The organism is Methylosinus sp. PW1 (assembly GCF_000745215.1).
In the GTDB taxonomy this organism is placed as follows: domain Bacteria; phylum Pseudomonadota; class Alphaproteobacteria; order Rhizobiales; family Beijerinckiaceae; genus Methylosinus.
Map to the genome: position 1 here is coordinate 130,801 of NZ_JQNK01000007.1, position 18,177 is coordinate 148,977.

Sequence of the window (18,177 nt, forward strand, 5' to 3'; positions counted from 1 at the left end):
AATGGCGGCCGGGCGCGATACCGTTCGCTTGCCGCATTTCACGGTGCGACTGGTCGATGTCCATGAGGTCCCCGGCAAGGGAGTCGAATGGCTCGAGATCGAGTTCGCTTCCGGCGCGATCTCGCAGGTGGAGACGGCGCTGATCCGCATCGATCCATGGACCTGCGAGCGATCCGCGTATCTGTCCGACGCCAATGCCCGCAGGTTCGTGGCGAAGCGCTGTGTCTCGGGAGGCGGCGCTACGAGCGCTTCGAAGGGTTGGGACATAAAGCTCGACGCCGACGGGCGGCAGACCTACCGTATTCCCATCGCGCTTTCTCCCGAGGCGCTGCCTGAGCCGCCATTCGATATCGAGGTCCCCATAAGTTACGCCTCGAGTGGCGAGGAAGATGCGCCTCCAAAGGAAACGGCCGCAGTTCTGAGGTTTCGCTGGGCGGGCCGGCAATGAGAAACGCCGGCGCGGGCGCTTGGACGCTGCGGCCCGCCTCTATCCGATTCAGCCAGCCGTTTCCGTCAGCCGGCGCGTATGGCGCAATGGCGGATATTGTCCCGCTCCGAGAAGCGAGGCGCGACCCTCCGAAATTCTCCCGTCGTCTTGGGCATGAGACGGCTCATTTGCAAAGTTTCAATGTGACCCGCTCACGGCCGGCTTCCTCGATCACGAGCGTTTTCTTCTCGTCCGAGAGGCTGAGCTGATAGAAATGGCTTTCGCTTTGCTGAAGCGGGCGCAGTTCGACGAGCATCTCGGCGGCGTTTCGCTCCCGCTCGGACGAAATGACGATTTTGCGCGTCTCGGCCAGAGCGGCTTCTACGTCGCGCGGCGTCAACGTTTCCGGCGTGCGGACATAAGCGCCGGCGACCACGAGCGGGCCGGATTTGGTGGAGATGCGATCGGCGGCGATCCAGACAAATCCGTTGGGAGTCCAGTCCCGGAACGAGGATGAGCGCTGCGCCTCGCCACAGAGTTCCGAACGCATGGCCCAGGCGCCGAGGAAGCCGGGCAAGATGCGGGACACATCGAGAGGCGCATAGGCTTTGCGCGCGCCCCAGGCGCCGGCGGCCACCATGCCGCTTTCGTCCACAGTCACGCTGGACGACGCGGCGTAAGCGGGTGAAGCCGTCACGAGGACGACAATGAGAAATTGCTTCAGTCGATCCGACATCGAGATACTCCTTCCGCGCTCACGACGTGGCGCAGGGAAGCTTGGGCATCAGGTGGAGACCACTGGCCCCAAGGGCGCGTGTATCGAAGACGACCCTCGGCGTCTCGACGCGGATCCGCGACGCGTCCGTGAAGCTCTTGACCTCTTCGCGCGCGAGACGCCCGGTTTCCAATGTGCCCCGGGCCGTCGCTCGAATGGGAACGCGCTTGAGCTCCTTGTCCATTTCGTCGATGAGTATGACCGTTCCCTGCGCTCCGAAGTAATAGGCCTTGTTCTTCATATAGGCGGTTTCCTCCTCGCCCGAAGCGTCGGAGCCGAGCGGCGCGAGTTCCACGAGGAATCTCCAAACACTCTTTGCGGGGTCGGCGCGGCCGCAGCCGAGCGCAAAATTCGGCGTCAGGTCAGGCGGGCCGGATTTATGTTTCGCGTCGAGAAAATAGAAGCGGACGCCGCCACCCCAGGCGCGATCATCCTTAATCCATTCCGACCGAGTGCTCGAGTCGATGACTTCGAGCTTCTCCCGAGGAGCGGCTTCGACGGGCAGCGACGCGAGAATCCACGGACCTGCGATTGTGACGACGAGCGCTTGGGCGACGCGGCGCGCGGCGCGCTCTGCTTCTGACATTTTCTGACCCTGACCTTTGAGAGAGAAGGAGCGGATGCCGATCGACACGCGAGCTCACCGCGTCGCGCAGGGAAGCTTCGAATTGCCGGCGATCGTCGTCTTGAGCGCCGAGGTTGCGGATTCGAAAAAAATCCGCGGCGTCTCGGCGCGGATCGCCGATGCGTTGAGGATGGCTTGGACATCATCTTGCGTCAGAGCAGCGGTTTCGAGCGCGCCGTTCCTCGGCGTAAGCGGATTGCGCCTTATCTCCTTGTCCGCCTCGTCCAGGAGAACGAGCATCCCCGGCGCGCCGAAATAATATTTCATGCCTTTCTCGTGAGCGATCTCGTCCCTGCTCGTGACGCCCGATCCGGGCGGTGTGGCTCCCACGCGGAAGCGCCAGTAGCTCTTGGTCGGATCCTGGTCGGCGCAACCAAAGGCAAATTCAGGCGCTCCTCCGGCGAGAAAATTCAGGGAAGGCGCGCCCGCTTCCTGGCTTTGCTTCAGATCGAACACAAAGCGAGCGCCGCCGCCCCAGTCAAAGGCCTCGATCCAACTCGCCCGCGGATCGCGATGGACGGCTCTGAGAGGCGCCGGAGAGGCGGCCATTGCGGGAAGCGACGCGAGCATTTGAAGAGCGACCATGGTTGCAAGGTGGGAGTTGGCGCCGATTGGCAGCCAAGGCGTCGTTCTGAACATTTCACGACCTCGACAATGAGTGAGTGGTTGGCGTTCGCCCGACGGGCATAAGAGAAATGCGGCGTGGCGGGGAGACTCGTCGCCGTGTCGGCCGATTCGATCGAGAGGCTGCCACCGAGGGGCGGAGAATCCGCAGCCCTGCGATTGCGGCGACACACGCTCGGGCGACACGGCGCGCTTTGCTTCTGACCATTTACGACTCCGACCTTTGAGAGAGAGGGTGCGGACGCAGATCGACAGCGAGCTCACCGCGCGGCGCAAGGAAGCTTCGCATTGCCGTCGATCGTCGCTTTCAGCGCCGAGGTTCCAGATTCGAAAAAAATCCGCGGGGTCTTGGCGCGGATCACGGACGCGTTCAGGATGGCTCGGACATCGTCTTGCGTCAGAGCGCCGGTTTCGAGCGCGTCGTCGCTCGGCGCGAGCGGAATGCGCCTTGTCTGCTTGTCCGCCTCGCCCAGCAGAACGAGCATTCCCGGCGCGCCGAAGTAATATTTTACGCCCTTCTCATATGCGATCTCGTCCTTGCTCGGGATGCCCGATCCGGGCGGCGTGACTCCCACGCGAAAGCGCCAGTAGCTCTTCGCCGGATCCCGGTCGGCACAACCAAAGGTGAATTCAGGGTCGCCTCCCGCGAGAAACTTCAGGGAAGGCGGCCGTTCATTTGTTTCGAATTCGGTTCCAGCGAAAAGATCTCGGTGCGCTGCGTCCGCTTTCAGGCTCTCTTTCAAATTCAACACAAAGCGAGCGCCACCGCCCCAGCTACGGTCCTCGATCCAATAATTCGTCCGAGAGTCGCGATCGACGGCTCTGAACGGCCCCGTAGAGGCGGCCAACGCGGGAAGCGATGCGAGCGCGACGACGGCTGCAAGGCGGGAGGCGGCACGGACTGGCATGGAAGGCGTCTTTCTGGACATTTCGCGACATCGAAGAATGAGCGAGCGAATAGCGTTCGCCCGACGAGCAAAAGAGAACGGCGGCGTAGCGGGAAACCGCTGTGTCAGCCGGGGCGGTCGAACGACGGCCGCCTGCGCCGCCGCCATGCGTGAATGACGAGGACCAGTAGCCACAAGACGAACAATCCGGCGCCGATCGGCAGGGTGAAGATCATCAGCCAACCGCCGACCGCCATATTGTAGAGGGCCTGCCCTGCGTCCCGGCCCAGGATGAGGCAGGGATGCGGATTGCCTTCATCGAGCGCGCAGCCGTTGACGCTCGCGGCAACGCTTGCGGCGAAGAGGGAGATCAATGGGAGGAAGGCGACAAAAATGACCGCAGCGAGCGCCAGCCCATAGCGCCGAGCCAGCCCGTGCGTGCTCCGGCCGGAAACGTCCGTCATCGCGCTCACCTTGTCCACATGCGCATCAGTCATCGACGCCATAGACGCTCGCATCGTAAACGAGTCCAGTCTCAGCTCCGTCCGGCGCCTGGACGCGGAGGGCGGTCCATTGCTCGCCCGCCTCTGGTCCATTATCGATTGCCGAGACATTGCCGAGCTGCAGCGGCCGGTAGTGTCCGGCGGCCGCAGGTTGGCAGCCTTGCCCGGCGAGCGAGCGTAAAAGCGTGGCGCGCAACGCTTTCGGCCTCTTCTCGTGCAGATGGGCCTTCTCGACGATAGAGACGACGAAAGTCGCCGCTTCGTAGCTCGGGCAGCGATAGCCGCGATGATAGTCTCCGTGTTTCTTGCCGCTCAGGCGGACCATCCCTTGGAAGGTTCCATGACTCGGATCGCCGATCCAATTTTGGAGCGCTTCTCTCGAATCCTGCGCAGACGCCGAACCGAAGGCGAGGAGCAGGATGGGCAGGGCGCAGATATTTCTCATATTTTTGAAATCCTGGATCTTCGGATAAGGCGATGGAGCCATCCGATCCGCGCGAAATCAATCACGCCGACGCACCGGTACGATGCGCGCGTTGCCGCTGACAGAGACGCGGCAAATAATATGCTATGACGCCGCGGGGCGATGAACACGTCAATCAGAAAGCGGCAGGACATGCGCATCGACGGAAGGGCTGTCATTCAGCAAGGCGACGACTGCCTTGCGCGAGGGGACGTTCAACTGTCTCAACAGTTGCGAGACATGATTGCGCACCGTGAAATGCGACAGTTTCAAGCGCCGTCCGATCTCCTTGTTCGACAGGTCTTGCAACAGGAGCCGCAGAATGTCGTGTTGTCGCGCCGTCAGCGTGGACAGCCCGTGTGTGAGGGACAAGTCGCGCGCGCCGGCCGCTTCGCGCCGCGCATAGAGAACGCTGCCCTCCGGCAGCATGTGACGCACGCGAGCGAGAATATCGCCCGCGTCTTTGGTCCGCACCGCGAACAAAACGACGCTCGCAGTCGCACTTTGCTCGATCATCGAGTGGCCTCCTGAAAGCCCGCTGTCCTGAAGGTTTGGCGCGATGTCCGAAATGTCGTATGTGTCCATGCTGAAACTTCCGCTTGGTCCCTTTCCCAGCTCCGTAGCATCGCGTGAGCGCGCGCTCATTCGACTTCCGGCGACGAGCGCGAGCGCGGCGACGAGCGGCTGCGAGAATCTGCGAATGGCGACTGTGGGGGGACGAACGGCACGGCTTTGCGGAAGCGCTGCGAATGGCGCACCGAGTCGGTGAACGGAAGTGGGGTAAATCTGAAGAGGAAATGAAGGATGATGAAGCGATCGTCCAACGCATGCGCCATCCGTCAGGCCACGATTCGTTTTGGCCTGATCTATTGGGGTGGCGCATTCCTTTCATCAGTTGTTCTTTGGATTCTTAAAGCAACAGAATCTGTAGACTACACCCAGCGCGTCGCATATATTGCAGAAAAAATTCTTCGATATGGATCTGGATGGCTTATTACAGCTGGAATTTCGTATATTTTGTTTTGCTTGGATAAGTGGGCGAGCCGTCGCGGGCCATCGGAAAGCTCCCTGCCGATTTTCGTCATATCCTCCTTCTTGATCTCCCTAGCAGCGGCGCCGGTTTGGGCTGCATTGGGCTATGCCGCTCAAGCTGTCTACCCTTTGCCACAACTGGCAGCTCACGACTGGAATAGTTTCATCAACGACACAGCCTTAGGCGCGGCGTTGTTTTTTGGCTGGTCCTGTCTGTTCGTCAGCCTCATCTTCAGTTTTGAACTCCATGACCGCGGACGTCGGCTAGCCGCAGCCCGTGAGGAAGCGCTGTCGGCGCAAATGCGCGCGTTGCGGTACCAAGTAAATCCGCATTTTCTCTTCAACACGCTGAACTCGATCGCCGGCCTGATCGAGGAGGGATCGGCCACCCGCGCCGAGCGCATGGTCCTGTCGCTCTCGACATTCCTGCGCACGACATTGTCGCTCGATCCCATGCATGACGTGTCCTTGGCGGATGAGCTGGCTCTTCAGGAGGAATATCTGCAGATTGAGCGCGAACGCTTTTCCGACCGGATGGCGTTCAGCATCGACATGCCAGACGATGTGCGCAGCGCCCTTGTGCCGAGCCTGATCCTGCAGCCGCTGATCGAGAACGCCATCAAGCACGGCGTCGGCGCCACTGTCGGTAAGGTCGAGATCGCGCTGCGCGTGCGCCGTGAGGCAAATCGGCTTCGGGTCACGGTCGAGAACGACATGCCGATGGAGGATGACGGCAAGAAGCCCGCAGGTATGGGAGTCGGATTGCGCAACGTCGCCGAACGCCTGCACGCTCGCTTTCAAGGCGACAGCTCGTTTTCATCCGGCCCGGTCGCGCCCGGCCGCTACCGGGTATTCATCGAGCTCCCGTGGCGGCTCGCATGAGCGAGCTCACGATTCTCATCGTCGACGATGAGCCGCTCGCGCGCCGCAGGCTCTTGCGTCTGCTCGCGAAGATGGAATGGGTCGGGCGAATCGACGAAGCCGCCGACGCCGGGGCGGCTCGTCGCGCGGCGGAACAATCTCGGCCCGACATTCTTCTGCTCGACATTCAAATGCCGGGCGGTAGCGGCTTCGATGTTCTGGAAAGCCTCGGACCGGAGCCGCCAGTGGTCGTTTTCGTCACCGCATTCGACCATCACGCCCTGCGCGCCTTCGAAGCCAACGCCGTCGATTATGTCACCAAGCCGATCGAGCCGGGGCGCTTCGCTCGCGCCATGGAGCGAGCGCGAAGCGCCGCGGGCGCGCGCCTACAGGCGGACCGAGTGGCCGAATTGCAAGAAACGATCGCTTCGCTGAAGCGCACCCTGACCGAACAGCCGAAAAGGTCGACCGAGTTCTGGGTGAAGGTGCGAGGCGAATATTTGCGGATCACGCCGGACAATGTGATCCGCTTTCAGGCGGAGCGCGACTATGTGCGCATTCATGTGTCTGGCGCGGACTATCTCTTCCAGGAGAGCCTGTCCTCCCTCGAGCGCCGTCTCGACGGCGAAGAGTTCCTGCGGATCCATCGCGGGGCGATCGTCCGCCGCAGCGCCATCACGCGCATCAAGCAAGCGCCTTTCGCGGCGCTGATCGCGGTTCTGAGCGACGGCTCGGAAGTGCGCGTGGGGCGAACCTACGCGCCGGCGATCCGCGTAAAGCTCATACGCACATAGCCGAAGGCTCCCGGTGCGCAATCCAGTTCAGCGTTCGACGGGAACGCCGTTCTTCACCATCCAATCGATGATCTCCCGCCGCGCTTGCCATGCCTCGGCGCTGAGCAGACGCTCCGGCGTCACGAGAAGGTAGGTCTGGAATGTCTTGCCCTGCCGGTTGCGCGCCCCCGCAGGGGCTCCTTGCTGCAACAATCTCAGAACGCGCGCCGCATCGTTGATTTGCGCCGCGACATGCAGAATGGTATTGCCCATGTTGTCGGCATGGTTCAAACGCGCCCCAGCCGCGAGCAACATATCGAACTGCCGCTCCCGTTCCCCCATCAAGGCCGCCATCAAAGGCGTCCTGCCGGTCTGACCATTGCGCGCGTCGATGTCGACCTCGCGCGCGAGGAGGAGACGCAAATATTCCAAATCATTCGCCATGGCCGCGAAGTGGACCGCCGTATCGCCGTCGACGCCGGGCTGCGCAGGATCGGCGCCGACATTCAGCAGCACATGGAAGGCGAAGTGGCTTTTGTTGAGCATAGCCCATTGCAGCAGCGTGACGTTCTTGTCGCCTCTCGCCTTCACATCGGCGCCAGCCGCCACGAGCTCGGCGGCGCGCTTGCTGTCCCGCTGAAAGGCCGCGCGGAGCAACGCGACAATCTTCGGATCGGAAAATATCTCCGCAGCGTCGGGGGCGGCGACGCTCGTCGTCGGATAAGCGAAGGGAGATGAGCTCAGGGCGCCGATAACGAAACTCCGCCGCGACAGAGTCGCCTGCGTCATGGCGCGGCCTTCTTCCAGGGCTCGAACGTGCTCAATGTGTAGCCCGTCTCTCCACTGATGTGGAGCGTAGCGCCTTTGCATTCCCGGAGGCGTGTCTCGAAGCTGTGGCTCGTTTCGATCTGTCCGAGATCGGTCCGAACACGCCCATTGTGATACCATACGGTCGCCTGATAGCGGGCGTCGTCGGTCCCCTTCCGCTCTATGCCCGATGTTTCCAGCGACGTCTCTTGGCTGGAGCCGTCGGCGGCGACAGTCTTTTCGACGATGCGTCTTTTGTCCTCGGCATATTGGCTCTCGAGCGCTTCGACGCATGCGCGATGCGACGCGAGTGCTTGTGAAGATGGCGGGATTGGTAGCCTGCCGCTCGCATGGGCCGGCCACGACGCAAGAAAGATCTCGAGACCCAAAGCAGTAGTCGCCAGCGCTCCAGAACGCATCAACGCCATAGACGCTGCTCCAGCGACATTCGATCTGCTTCTTCGACCTTCATCGCGTCTCGCCATAATAGGGGGACTCTCCGCCTCGCGAATCATTCGTGTGCTCTTTGAAATTTACGCAAACGCAAACGGCGTCGATGCAATTATTGGAAAGCTCCTTGTGAACAAAGGAGCAGTCCGGCTTTGAATGAACCGTTTCCCTTTTGGTGGCGTTCTCATAGGCGTAAACGGCAGCCTTAGTGTCCAGGACTTCCATGAGCCTCAATCCGCTGTTTTGGCAGATCAGCCGCTCGATCGGCTTCTTCTGCCTTTGACAGTCGAGGCAGGACGGCACGTCGCCGTAAAACTCCGACAACTCGCCGATCGCGCGCTTGACCTTGTCTACGTCCACGTTCGAGCAATCGACCGCAAGGGCGCGCCCCGCGACGCCCGTGAAAAACAAGATCAATAAGGACAACCACAAAGCTCTTCGCATATCATCTTCCTTTGCGTTCGCGTTACAGGCGCGATGAAATCATCGAAGCGGCTCGATGGGAGTGATGCAGGATCTCTTTGTCATATCGCTCCCGGGTGTGAACAGAGAGAAGGAAAAGAACGTCTCTCCTGGGCTGTTTTTTCCGCCTTCCTCGTTGCGGCCCGCGCGGACAAAAACCGGCCTCGGCTCGGCGGGAAGATCGATGCGGAAAAAGGCCGTGTGTTCATCATCGGGAAGATCGCCATATCCGTCCGTCTTGCAATTGTGGGAAAGCAGGGTCACGGTCCCGGCGCTCAGCTGCTTTTGGAGAATTTCCTGATAATTGCTGCTCGGATAAAACTTCTGAAGCTCAATCCCACGAGCCCCTTTGGCGCTGTAGAAAATGACGTCGATCGAGGCGTCGCCTTCATTGCCTCTTTTGCTCGTTGCACTCGCGCCGATCCCGACCGGCAGATCGACATCGCCAAATCCCCGCAGACGCAGTTGCCCCCACAAATGGTAAGTCACATTGAGGTCCTTCTCGGAGTCCTCGGGATAGATGAAACCCTTCCATTCGATGTTCGAAAGCGCGGCAATTTCTTTGTCCCGCTTGCCCTGCGCGAAGGCGAAGAGCAGCGTTTCGAGCGGGCTGCTCGCAGCGAGCGCCTCGATCGAGGCGCCGATCGCCAACCCGATAAGGGCGAAAAAAATAGCGAAGCGGATGGAGATCTTATAGACCATCTCGTCGTGGTTCCTTCAACATCGCTAATCGAGAAAGCGCTCGACAATCCGCATCGGCGCGACAGCGCAAGGTCATGAGTCTAGCGAAAATGCTTCGTTTCACTCTTGCTCCAATGACGGACGGCCGCTCGAGACTCTGATAGTGATTCACTTCTTGGCCGGCTCGTTCACGCAATTTTCAATCGGGAAAATTACGAAGCGCTTACCTTTCAATGTGGCGGCTCTCTTCGGTTCGAGACTGTGTTCGCTGTAAGGATCGACCTCGAACGAGGTCAAAGCATACTGGCCGGGATTCTCCTGGTAGCGCCATGATCCTTTCTCGCCGGACTCCTGATCAGCGCTCCAGAGGTCTTGGCTCGTGATTTCCAGGCTATTCGGATCGATTTTCCCATTCGGAAGTCTGGTCACGACTTCGTATCCCGTCGCTCTGGGCTTTTCCGCCAACTCGGAACCAATGTCGTCGGTCCAACGAAGCTCGAATACGGGCTTTGCGAATTGCATCAGCCGGTAGCCATGGAAAGTCCGCCACTGAAGGAATACGCGGGTCCGGGCGGCGGAATATTCGCAATGGAGATCGTAGATGACAGTGGCGGTCCTTCCGCTGCGCCACGCCACGAGCATTCGGTCATCCTTGACGAGGTTTACGTTATCGATGTCGTCGCATCCTGCGTCGGTATGTGAAACCAGATATTTGCGTGCGTCTTTCACCGTTGGAACATCCGCGGGTAATTCTGCGCCGCAGGCGGCGGTTTGCGCGAAAAGGGCCGAGGCGGCGCAGAGACGCGCGGCGAGCCGGATGGAGTTTTTGCAAGTCACGTAAGTTTCACCATCCGCGAGTCATTTGCCACGCTTACCCACACAGTTGCTCAACCACTTTCGCGCCGTCGAGCCGCTGTGCCACTTGCCGTGTATGACTTCCTGCCCGTGCAGCTCCACCGAATAGTCCTGCGCGTCCTCGATCGAAGCGAGCAACGCCTGTGTGGAGGGGACCGCGAATATGATCATTCCGATCTTAGCCGACCAGGGCAAGCTCGCATGAGACGCGCGAACCCTCTGGATTTCCCCGGACTGGGTGAGAGTGACCATCTCGGTGCGGATGTCCGCGGTTGGTGGAATCGCCCCGCCGAAAAAGGCGAGGAGCGTGCCTTTTGCGTCGCCCACCCAATCCATGATCAACACGCCGCCATTCGACTGTAGGAATGATGCGGTGCATATCCGGCGGGGATCGTTCGGTTGCGAGCGTGAGAATTTCCATACGCCTTGCTTCAATTCGCGCAAAACAGGATTGCTCTTCAAGAGGCGCTCCTCGTTTTCCCGCGCAACTTGCTTTTCCCATTCGAGTAGGGCTCGGAACTCATCGGCATTGAAGGGAGGGGGACCGGAATCTCCGCCTTTGCTCGTCCCGCCGCCGCCATCGTCGACGTCGTACATGTGGAGGCAGCCCGTCCAACCGGCGTTTTCTTGTCCGGGAACCATAGCGCCGCCCGGGATGAATCCTGGTGGGCAGGCGCCTTCGGCGGACGCGCGATCGGCGCCATGGAACGCAAGCGCGAATAGCGAAAATAGGAGGCCGTGCGCAAATCGTAATTGCCTTGTCATTTCCGTTGCTGGTCTCCATGCGTCGCGCAACGAAGCGCCTTTGACGGCCCGTCGTTGTCGAAGATCGCCAAAACTCCCGACCGCATCCGCTATGAAGGCGACCGAACTGCCGCGCCAAACTAGGAGAGATGACGACGCTCACCAAGGGATATGATGTACCGGTGCTTATGAGCGGCGTCATTTCCGGGAATCGGGCTCGGCTTGCAATCCAACGCCATGAGCGAGCTACGACGCATGAGCTCGCCGAGCGCTTGCCGAAGGTCGCAGCGGCGCTCGCCTTCAGCGCTCGGAGCGGCGCAGGGTCGAAAGGATCTCGCGGACTGCGCTGACGATCGCCTCCGGCTTCTCGAGCGGAATGGCGTGGTCGCTGTCGACCCACACCTGGCGCGCTCCGGGATTGAGGCGCAGAATGTCGACGCGTTTGGCGTTGCTGTCACGAGCGAGCGCGGAGGTTTCGCTCATCGGCTTGCTCGCGCTGAGGACCGTCACCGGCCTGCCGGTGAACGGCGGCAAAGCGAGAAGCGCGGCGCCGGTCGTCGGCAGTGCGTCCAGTTCTTCGTGCGCGATCGCTGGAGACGCCACGTCGATGGCGAGCTTGACCCAGCCCGGCCAATTCTCGCGCGCGCCGGCGCCGCTCAACTGCTCTGGATGGGTCGAATCGACCAGCACGAGGCCCGCGACTTCATCGGGATGACGGCGCGCGTAGAGTTGGACATAAAGCCCCCCGATGGAATGACCGACCAGCACATAGGGCGGCGCTATCCCCTTGGCGCGAAGGGTCGACCGGAGCTCCTCGACGATGGTGACGCCATCGCGCGGCGTCGTCGCCGGCGCGCTCGCGCCGATGCCGGGACGATTATAGGCGAAGACGGTCGTTTCCGTCGCAATGTCCGGCAGAATCTTCGACCACCACTCCAAACGGCCGCCGAGTCCGCTTTCGAGCACCACGGCGGGCCTGCCGTTTCCAGCGACGACGTGCTCGACCTTTCGCTCGGCGAGGACCGAAGTGGTGACGCCATCGATCGAGGCGCAGCCGCTCAATGTGAAGATCGCGGCCAGAACAGTCGCCGCGATACAGCCTGTGCTTTGAATGCTCAGCATGGTTTCCCTCGGAATTTTCTTTCGCTGACGCAGAATCACGCTCGCCGCCATCAGCCGCGTCGCGACATCGAGGCCAGAACGTGACGGTGTGCGAGGACCATCGACAGAGGCTCCGACGAGCGACGCGCCTCGGTCTCGTTTTCGATCAGGCCCTCGAACCGCACGGCGAAGTCGCGCTTTCCGGCATCGGAGGCGACGCTTCCATCGAAATCGCCGCCAGCGAGCTGAATCTGAAACAGGTCATCGATCGTGATCTCTCTTTGCTCGAACACAGCCTTGCCCCATGCGACAGCCTTCGTCATGTTCGCAAAGTTCGGCGGACCGAAGCTCTCTGTCGATGACGCATTCCCCGTGGCGCGTCTCACTTGCGTTTCCATAAGGTGAGCCTCGAAGGAGCCGACGCCTCTGTCGTTCCTTCGAGGTCATCGGCGCGGCCGCCTCTAGCGAATCTGCGCGAAGCACGAAGCGGCAATTCTCAATGCTCCGCCCTTCATTGGAAAGGCTAGGAAGACGTTGCGTTTCGAGCATCAGGCTTCGGCTTGCTTAAATAACACTCGTTTGGACGCTCGCGCCTAGATATTCGAGAGCACCAGTACTCTATTGTTCTCGTGCCCACAGCGCGCGTCTGCCGCATCGTGACCGACAGCGCTTAATGGAATGGCCCGCCCCTCCTTCCGGCGTAGTAGGCTCGCCGGAGATAGAACGGAGGGATTGGTCATGAAGACGAAGGTTTCTGTGCTCGGGATCGACATCGGCAAGAATATTTGCAGTCTGGTTGGCCTCGACGCGGCCGGGGCGGTGGTCCTGCGGCGGCGGGCGACGCGGGAGACGCTGATCGGCTTGGCGGCGAAGCTGTCGGCCTGTGTCGTCGCGATGGAAGCGTGCTGTGGCGCTCATCATCTGGGGCGGATCTTCGCGGCTCATGGCCATGAGGTTCGGCTGATGTCGCCCGAATATGTTCGTCCCTATGTGAAAGCGCAGAAGAACGACGATCGTGACGCCGAAGGGATCGCCGAAGCGGCGACGCGGCCGACCATGCGCTTTGTGGAGCTGAAAACGCAGGATCAGCTCGACATCCAGACGTTGCATCGATCTCGCGATCGGCTGATCGGCGAACGGACGGCGCTGATCAACCAGCTTCGAGCGATTCTTCTGGAGCGCGGAATCATCGTTCCAAAGGGTAAACGTCATCTCGCGGATCATCTCGCCGTGCCTCTCCGGCATTCTGATGCGCAACACCTCAATTCTGATCGGTCAGATTCAGACCAATGAGGCCGAGGGCTTGGACGCCTATCACGCGGTTATCGAGGCACCTGGCCGCGCAGGAGCCGAACTCCTGCGCGCGCGGATGTTGACGCTTTCGGCAATGGTCGAGCACGAAAAGTGAGGATGACCCCATAAATGGCTGAACGACAAGATCGCAGGAACGTCGACCGCCAATCGTAACATCGCGCTCGCCGCATTGGGCGTGACGCGCGACACGACGCAGGATTTGTTCGGCCTGCCGCTAGCTGTTGATTTCCACTGAGAGCTGACCCAGGCAGCACGAGTTTTTCCACCGAGAACTGACCCATGTTCGAACCTTTCCCCCTCGACCGTCGTGGGGGACCTTGGAGTGATCGACATGGAGTTATTGAGCGTCATCCGACGCTGGCGATATCGGCAGGAGTTTTCGATCCGGGAGATTGCGCGACGCACGGGGCTGTCGCGCAATACGGTGCGCAAATACCTGCGCTCGGACAGCGTGGAGCCGGGGTTCGCCACGCCCGATCGACCGAGCCGGCTCGATCCGTTCGCCGACAAGCTGGCGCACATGCTGCGTCAGGAGGCCGCAAAATCGCGCAAGCAGAAGCGGACGGTCAAGCAGTTGCACGCGGATCTGGTCGCCCTCGGCTACGACGGCTCCTACAATCGCGTGGCGGCGTTCGCGCGCGAGTGGAAGGCGGCGCGGCATCGGGAGCAGCAGACCTGCGGGCGCGGCGCGTTCGTGCCGCTGACGTTTCTGCCCGGCGAGGCGTTCCAGTTCGACTGGTCGGAGGATTGGGCGATCATCGCGGGCGAGCGGACGAAGTTGCAGGTCGCCCAGTTCAAGCTCTCCTACAGCCGTGCGTTCTTCCTTCGCGCCTACCCGCAGCAGACGCATGAGATGCTCTTCGACGCCCACAACCACGCCTTCCGCGTGCTGGGCGGCGTGCCCCGGCGAGGCGTCTACGACAACATGCGCACCGCGATCGACAAGATCGGGCGTGGCAAAGAACGCCAGGTCAACGCCCGCTTCGCCGCGATGGTCAGCCACTTCCTGTTCGAGGCCGCATTCTGCAATCCGGCCTCCGGCTGGGAAAAGGGGCAAATCGAGAAGAACGTTCAGGATGCTCGTCATCGCCTCTGGCAGCCAATCCCGAGCTTTCCGTCGCTGGCGGCGCTCAACGACTGGCTGGAGGCGCGATGCCGCGAGCTGTGGGCCGAGATTCCGCACAGCGCGCAGCCGGGGACGATCGCGGAGGCTTGGCGCGAGGAGGTTCCGCAACTGATGCAGCCTCCGCGGCCATTCGACGGCTTCGTCGAACACACCAAGCGGGTCACGCCGACGTGCCTGATCCATCTGGACCGCAATCGCTACAGCGTGCCGGCTTCATTCGCCAATCGCCCCGTCAGCGTGCGGGTCTACCCTGAGCGCGTCGTCGTCGCCGCCGAGGGGCAGATCGTGTGCGAGCACGCCCGCGTCTTCGCCCGGTCGCATGACGACAAGAGCGTGACGGTCTACGACTGGCGGCATTATCTCTCCGTCATCCAGCGCAAGCCGGGCGCGCTGCGCAATGGCGCGCCCTTCGCGGAACTGCCGGTCGCCTTACGGACGCTGCAACAGCGCATGCTCGAGAAGCCGGGAGGCGACCGTGAGATGGTCGAGATTTTGGCTCTGGTCCTACAGCACGACGAGCAGGCCGTGCTGACCGCCGTCCAATTGGCGCTGGAGGCCGGCGCGCCGACCAAGACGCACATCTTGAACCTGTTGCATCGCTTGGTGGACGGCAAGCCGGTCGACGCGCCGCCCGTGAAACCGCCCAACGCGCTGACGCTCACCACCGAGCCGCAGGCCAATGTCGAGCGTTACGACGCGCTGCGCAAGGGTCGGGAGGCGCGCCATGCGTCATAATCCCGCCGCCGGCGCCATCGTCATCATGCTGCGCAGTCTCAAAATGCACGGCATGGCGCAAGCCGTCAGCGAGCTGACCGAGCAAGGCTCCCCGGCCTTCGAGGCCGCGCTGCCGATCCTGTCGCAACTCTTGAAGGCGGAAACCGCCGACCGGGAGGTGAGATCGATCGCCTACCAGCTCAAGTCCGCGCGGTTCCCGAACTATCGCGATCTCGCCGGCTTCGACTTCGCCAGCAGTGAGGTCAACGAGGCGCTCGCGCGCCAGCTTCATCGCTGCGAGTTCCTCGAGGATGCGCATAACGCCGTCCTGGTCGGGGGACCTGGCACGGGCAAGACGCATCTGGCGACAGCGATCGGCGTCCAGGCGATCGAGCATCACAGAAAGCGTGTGCGGTTCTTCTCCACCGTCGAGCTCGTAAACGCGCTCGAAGCCGAAAAGCACCAAGGCAAGTCGGGCCAAGTCGCGGCGCGGCTCGTTCATTCCGATCTCGTCATCCTCGATGAGCTCGGCTACCTGCCGTTCAGCGGCTCCGGCGGGGCGTTGCTGTTCCATCTGCTGAGCAAGCTCTACGAGCGAACCAGCGTCATCATCACGACGAATCTGAGCTTCGGCGAATGGGCCGCCGTCTTCGGGGACGCCAAGATGACGACGGCTCTGCTCGATCGCCTCACTCACCGCTGCCATATCCTCGAAACTGGAAACGACAGCTTCCGGTTCAAGGACAGCTCGGCGAAGGCGGACAAACCTGCAAAGGAAAAGACCAAAACTTGACGACCGACTGAGCCGCAAGCCATCTTCAACCCGGGTCACTTCTCAATGGAAATCCCGGGTCAAATCTCGACGGAAATCTACACCCGAGGAAGGCGAAGGTTTCAGGTCGCTGGTCGCCGCGCCGTTTTCGTGTCGAGGCGGCGAAGCGCCCGAACTCGATGAGCCGCGTCTTTTCCTCATGGAGCAGCAGGCCGAACCTGGCCAGCCGTTCCTCGAGATCACACATCATTCGCTGCGCGTCGGTCGCGAGTCGAGGCGCCCTGGACGTAGGCCTCCTGGATCACCGCCGTCAGCGCCTTCTCGGCCACGCGGCGCGGCTCGAGGAAGCAGAGAAAATAGGTTCCCTTGCGAAGCTTCGGGATGCGCAGCTCCACTGATCCGGCCCGGGTCTCCCAGTCGCGATCCCGATAGGCGTTGCGCTGGGCCAGCCTGCGAATTCCGACGCAATCCGGCCAGGGATTCCGATTTGATCCCGGCCGGCGTTCCGATTTGAAGTCGGCCACCGTTCCGAACTGAAGCCGGCCACCGGGAGGCCCTTCCGGTCCTCTTTTCGTCTGCTGCCCACAGGTCAGCAACTGCGGCATTCCGCTTCGTCGAGATCGACGAGGAGAACGGGATGCCGGCGAAGAGAGAACTCACGATGCGACAACTTCGGCAGATGCTGCGGCTCGCCCATGAGGGGGTGAGCGCGCGGGAGATCGGGCGGCGGCTCGGCGTGGCGCGCAGCACGGTGCAGGATTATTTGAAGCGAACGGCGGCGGCGGGGCTGATCTGGCCGCTGCCGGAAGAGACCAGTGACGACGCGCTGGAGCAGCGGCTGTTCGCGCGCCCCGGCTTCAAGACGGGCCAACGACGCCGGGTCGAGCCGGACTGGGCGGAGCTGGCGCGGGAGATGAAGCGCCCCGGGGTCAATCTGATGATCCTGTGGGAGGAATATCGGGACGCCAACCCCGAGGGCTATGGCTACAGCCGGTTCTGCGATCTTTTTCGTGGCTTCGAGCGGCGGCTGACGCCGGTGATGCGGCAGCATCACGTCGCCGGCGACAAGGTCTTCGTCGATTATTCCGGCAAGCGGATCGGGATCGTGAACCCGGTGACCGGCGAGATCCGTGAGGCGGAGATTTTCGTCGCCGTGCTCGGCGCCTCCAATCTCACCTACGCCGAGGCGAGCTGGACGCAGAAGCTGGCGGATTGGACCGGCGCGCATGTGCGCATGTTCCGCTTTTTCGGCGGGACGCCGCGGCTGCTGGTTCCCGATAATCTCAAGAGCGGCGTCAATAAGTCCTCTTTCTACGACCCCGAGATCAATCGGACCTATGGCGCGCTGACGTCGCATTACGACGTCGGCGTGCTGCCGACGCGCCCGCGAAAGCCGCGCGACAAGGCCAAGGTCGAAGCCGGGGTGAGATTCGCGCAGTTCTACATTCTGGGGCGCCTGCGGCGGCAGACCTTCTTCTCGCTCGCCGAATGCAACGCCGCTATCGCGCGCGCCATGGAGACGATGAACGGCCGGCCGATGCGCAAGCTGGGGATCAGCCGCAGAGAGCTGTTCGAGAAAATAGAGCGCGACGCCCTCGGCCCCTTGCCCGCGACGGATTGGGAGTTCGCCGAGTGGAAGCGGGCGCGCGTCAGTATCGATTATCACATCGAGGTCGAGAGCTTCTTCTACTCGGTTCCGCACGCCCTCATCCACGCCGAGGTCGACGTGCGCGTCACCGAGCGGATGATCGAGATTTTTCACCGCGGTCAGCGCGTCGGCCTGCACGAGCGCCGCTACATGGGCGCCCGGCACGGCACGGCCCCGGAACACATGCCGAGCGCGCACCGGCGTTACGCCGCCTGGACGCCGGATCGCTTCCGCCGCTGGGCGGCGACGATCGGGCCGCACACCGAGGGGCTCATCATCGCCGTGCTCGCCGCGCGGCGTCATCCCGAGCAGGGCTTTCGGACCTGCCTCGGGCTGCTGAAGCTCTATCGCGGCGTCGACGCCGCCCAGGCCGAAGCCGTCTCCGCCCGCGCGCTGGAAATCGGCGCGCTCAATTGCAAGAGCGTCGCCGCATTGCTTGCCGGCAAATCCAGGGCTTCCGGCGCGAGGGACGGCGCTCCGGCGACGCTGCTCGATCACGAAAATCTCCGCGGTCCCGGCTATTACCACTGAAA

General features: G+C 62.0%; 22 protein-coding genes and 2 pseudogenes. 8 read left to right on the plus strand and 16 right to left on the minus strand.

The window, feature by feature from the left end:
• Positions 1-28: 28 nt before the first annotated feature.
• Complete coding sequence (locus K369_RS05215) at positions 29-448, plus strand: hypothetical protein (RefSeq protein WP_156967727.1); 420 nt, start codon at positions 29-31, stop codon at positions 446-448.
• Between the two features lie 163 nt (positions 449-611).
• Here K369_RS05215 and K369_RS05220 read toward each other — a convergent pair whose 3' ends face one another.
• The 6 genes from K369_RS05220 to K369_RS05245 form a co-directional block, all read right to left on the minus strand.
• The gene (locus tag K369_RS05220) at positions 612-1,163 is read right to left on the minus strand and encodes a hypothetical protein (protein WP_036288722.1); all 552 of its coding nucleotides are present in this window, start codon (positions 1,161-1,163) and stop codon (positions 612-614) included.
• 19 nt (positions 1,164-1,182) lie between these two features.
• Positions 1,183-1,497, minus strand: a complete 315-nt coding sequence (locus K369_RS27015) for a hypothetical protein (RefSeq protein WP_198033045.1) — start codon at positions 1,495-1,497, stop codon at positions 1,183-1,185.
• A 345-nt stretch (positions 1,498-1,842) separates the two neighbouring features.
• Positions 1,843-2,466, minus strand: coding sequence for a hypothetical protein (locus K369_RS05230; RefSeq protein WP_084570510.1), 624 nt, complete (start codon positions 2,464-2,466; stop codon positions 1,843-1,845).
• A 245-nt stretch (positions 2,467-2,711) separates the two neighbouring features.
• A complete protein-coding gene (locus K369_RS05235) occupies positions 2,712-3,380 on the minus strand; it encodes a hypothetical protein (protein ID WP_084570512.1) in 669 nt (222 codons plus the stop codon).
• A gap of 83 nt (positions 3,381-3,463) precedes the next feature.
• The gene (locus tag K369_RS05240; protein WP_156967729.1) at positions 3,464-3,844 is read right to left on the minus strand and encodes a hypothetical protein; all 381 of its coding nucleotides are present in this window, start codon (positions 3,842-3,844) and stop codon (positions 3,464-3,466) included.
• Positions 3,828-4,166 (minus strand): hypothetical protein, encoded by a 339-nt coding sequence (locus K369_RS05245; RefSeq protein ID WP_156967730.1) that lies wholly within the window; start codon positions 4,164-4,166, stop codon positions 3,828-3,830. The genes K369_RS05240 and K369_RS05245 overlap by 17 nt, the downstream gene beginning before the upstream one ends.
• Positions 4,167-4,181: 15 nt before the next feature.
• Here K369_RS05245 and K369_RS26175 point away from each other — a divergent pair, with 15 nt between their 5' ends.
• A complete protein-coding gene (locus K369_RS26175) occupies positions 4,182-4,415 on the plus strand; it encodes a hypothetical protein (RefSeq protein ID WP_156967731.1) in 234 nt (77 codons plus the stop codon).
• A gap of 21 nt (positions 4,416-4,436) precedes the next feature.
• On the opposite strand, the gene K369_RS05250 is transcribed toward K369_RS26175, so the two are convergent.
• Positions 4,437-4,889: a LuxR C-terminal-related transcriptional regulator gene (locus K369_RS05250; protein WP_198033046.1), complete on the minus strand. Its 453-nt coding sequence runs from the start codon at positions 4,887-4,889 to the stop codon at positions 4,437-4,439.
• 219 nt (positions 4,890-5,108) lie between these two features.
• On the opposite strand from K369_RS05250, the gene K369_RS05255 reads away from it, so the two are divergent.
• Entirely contained in the window at positions 5,109-6,218 is a 1,110-nt protein-coding gene (locus tag K369_RS05255; protein ID WP_245278106.1) for a sensor histidine kinase, read from the plus strand.
• The gene (locus K369_RS05260) at positions 6,215-6,991 is read left to right on the plus strand and encodes a LytTR family DNA-binding domain-containing protein (RefSeq protein WP_036288737.1); all 777 of its coding nucleotides are present in this window, start codon (positions 6,215-6,217) and stop codon (positions 6,989-6,991) included. Before K369_RS05255 ends, K369_RS05260 begins: the two co-directional genes overlap by 4 nt.
• A 27-nt stretch (positions 6,992-7,018) precedes the next feature.
• Here the strand turns inward: K369_RS05260 and K369_RS05265 are convergent, their stop codons facing one another.
• The 8 genes from K369_RS05265 to K369_RS05300 form a co-directional block, all read right to left on the minus strand.
• Positions 7,019-7,759 carry an ankyrin repeat domain-containing protein gene (locus tag K369_RS05265; protein WP_036288740.1) on the minus strand — a complete coding sequence of 247 codons (741 nt, stop codon included), beginning with the start codon at positions 7,757-7,759 and terminating at the stop codon, positions 7,019-7,021.
• Positions 7,756-8,205: a hypothetical protein gene (locus K369_RS27020; protein ID WP_036288743.1), complete on the minus strand. Its 450-nt coding sequence runs from the start codon at positions 8,203-8,205 to the stop codon at positions 7,756-7,758. The genes K369_RS05265 and K369_RS27020 overlap by 4 nt, the downstream gene beginning before the upstream one ends.
• A gap of 40 nt (positions 8,206-8,245) precedes the next feature.
• Positions 8,246-8,653 (minus strand): hypothetical protein, encoded by a 408-nt coding sequence (locus K369_RS05275; RefSeq protein WP_156967733.1) that lies wholly within the window; start codon positions 8,651-8,653, stop codon positions 8,246-8,248.
• Between the two features lie 57 nt (positions 8,654-8,710).
• Complete coding sequence (locus K369_RS05280; protein ID WP_036288750.1) at positions 8,711-9,391, minus strand: hypothetical protein; 681 nt, start codon at positions 9,389-9,391, stop codon at positions 8,711-8,713.
• A gap of 147 nt (positions 9,392-9,538) precedes the next feature.
• The gene (locus tag K369_RS05285; RefSeq protein WP_156967734.1) at positions 9,539-10,207 is read right to left on the minus strand and encodes a hypothetical protein; all 669 of its coding nucleotides are present in this window, start codon (positions 10,205-10,207) and stop codon (positions 9,539-9,541) included.
• Between the two features lie 21 nt (positions 10,208-10,228).
• Positions 10,229-10,822 carry a hypothetical protein gene (locus K369_RS05290; RefSeq protein ID WP_156967735.1) on the minus strand — a complete coding sequence of 198 codons (594 nt, stop codon included), beginning with the start codon at positions 10,820-10,822 and terminating at the stop codon, positions 10,229-10,231.
• 447 nt (positions 10,823-11,269) lie between these two features.
• Complete coding sequence (locus tag K369_RS05295; protein WP_036288919.1) at positions 11,270-12,091, minus strand: alpha/beta fold hydrolase; 822 nt, start codon at positions 12,089-12,091, stop codon at positions 11,270-11,272.
• 50 nt (positions 12,092-12,141) lie between these two features.
• The gene (locus K369_RS05300) at positions 12,142-12,393 is read right to left on the minus strand and encodes a hypothetical protein (protein WP_036288759.1); all 252 of its coding nucleotides are present in this window, start codon (positions 12,391-12,393) and stop codon (positions 12,142-12,144) included.
• Between the two features lie 415 nt (positions 12,394-12,808).
• Here K369_RS05300 and K369_RS05305 point away from each other — a divergent pair.
• From K369_RS05305 to istB, 3 genes and pseudogenes are all read left to right on the plus strand, one after another.
• Positions 12,809-13,288: pseudogene (locus K369_RS05305) on the plus strand (IS110 family transposase); the annotation flags it as partial.
• A 427-nt stretch (positions 13,289-13,715) separates the two neighbouring features.
• The gene (gene istA, locus K369_RS05310) at positions 13,716-15,245 is read left to right on the plus strand and encodes an IS21 family transposase (protein WP_156967678.1); all 1,530 of its coding nucleotides are present in this window, start codon (positions 13,716-13,718) and stop codon (positions 15,243-15,245) included.
• A complete protein-coding gene (gene istB / locus K369_RS05315; protein ID WP_036286363.1) occupies positions 15,235-16,017 on the plus strand; it encodes an IS21-like element helper ATPase IstB in 783 nt (260 codons plus the stop codon). Before istA (K369_RS05310) ends, istB begins: the two co-directional genes overlap by 11 nt.
• Before the next feature lie 245 nt (positions 16,018-16,262).
• Here the strand turns inward: istB and K369_RS26180 are convergent.
• Positions 16,263-16,448: pseudogene (locus K369_RS26180) on the minus strand (transposase); the annotation flags it as partial.
• A gap of 185 nt (positions 16,449-16,633) precedes the next feature.
• Between K369_RS26180 and istA (K369_RS05325) the strand changes: the two are divergent.
• On the plus strand, positions 16,634-18,175 hold the full coding sequence (istA, locus tag K369_RS05325; protein ID WP_036288765.1) for an IS21 family transposase: 1,542 nt from the start codon (positions 16,634-16,636) through the stop codon (positions 18,173-18,175).
• Positions 18,176-18,177 lie beyond the last annotated feature (2 nt).

Excerpts from the sequence above, each read along its gene's own strand:
- istA (WP_036288765.1), top strand. The coding sequence starts at position 16,634 with ATGCCGGCGAAGAGAGAACTCACGATGCGACAACTTCGGCAGATGCTG.
- K369_RS05295 (WP_036288919.1), bottom strand. The coding sequence starts at position 12,091 with ATGCTGAGCATTCAAAGCACAGGCTGTATCGCGGCGACTGTTCTGGCC.
- K369_RS05280 (WP_036288750.1), bottom strand. The coding sequence starts at position 9,391 with ATGGTCTATAAGATCTCCATCCGCTTCGCTATTTTTTTCGCCCTTATC.
- K369_RS26175 (WP_156967731.1), top strand. The coding sequence starts at position 4,182 with ATGACTCGGATCGCCGATCCAATTTTGGAGCGCTTCTCTCGAATCCTG.
- K369_RS05240 (WP_156967729.1), bottom strand. The coding sequence starts at position 3,844 with ATGGCGTCGATGACTGATGCGCATGTGGACAAGGTGAGCGCGATGACG.
- K369_RS05255 (WP_245278106.1), top strand. The coding sequence starts at position 5,109 with ATGATGAAGCGATCGTCCAACGCATGCGCCATCCGTCAGGCCACGATT.
- K369_RS05290 (WP_156967735.1), bottom strand. The coding sequence starts at position 10,822 with ATGTACGACGTCGACGATGGCGGCGGCGGGACGAGCAAAGGCGGAGAT.
- istB (WP_036286363.1), top strand. The coding sequence starts at position 15,235 with ATGCGTCATAATCCCGCCGCCGGCGCCATCGTCATCATGCTGCGCAGT.
- K369_RS05300 (WP_036288759.1), bottom strand. The coding sequence starts at position 12,393 with ATGACGAAGGCTGTCGCATGGGGCAAGGCTGTGTTCGAGCAAAGAGAG.
- K369_RS27020 (WP_036288743.1), bottom strand. The coding sequence starts at position 8,205 with ATGGCGTTGATGCGTTCTGGAGCGCTGGCGACTACTGCTTTGGGTCTC.
- K369_RS05220 (WP_036288722.1), bottom strand. The coding sequence starts at position 1,163 with ATGTCGGATCGACTGAAGCAATTTCTCATTGTCGTCCTCGTGACGGCT.
- istA (WP_156967678.1), top strand. The coding sequence starts at position 13,716 with ATGGAGTTATTGAGCGTCATCCGACGCTGGCGATATCGGCAGGAGTTT.
- K369_RS05235 (WP_084570512.1), bottom strand. The coding sequence starts at position 3,380 with ATGTCCAGAAAGACGCCTTCCATGCCAGTCCGTGCCGCCTCCCGCCTT.
- K369_RS05265 (WP_036288740.1), bottom strand. The coding sequence starts at position 7,759 with ATGACGCAGGCGACTCTGTCGCGGCGGAGTTTCGTTATCGGCGCCCTG.
- K369_RS05260 (WP_036288737.1), top strand. The coding sequence starts at position 6,215 with ATGAGCGAGCTCACGATTCTCATCGTCGACGATGAGCCGCTCGCGCGC.
- K369_RS05250 (WP_198033046.1), bottom strand. The coding sequence starts at position 4,889 with ATGGACACATACGACATTTCGGACATCGCGCCAAACCTTCAGGACAGC.
- K369_RS05245 (WP_156967730.1), bottom strand. The coding sequence starts at position 4,166 with ATGGTCCGCCTGAGCGGCAAGAAACACGGAGACTATCATCGCGGCTAT.
- K369_RS05230 (WP_084570510.1), bottom strand. The coding sequence starts at position 2,466 with ATGTTCAGAACGACGCCTTGGCTGCCAATCGGCGCCAACTCCCACCTT.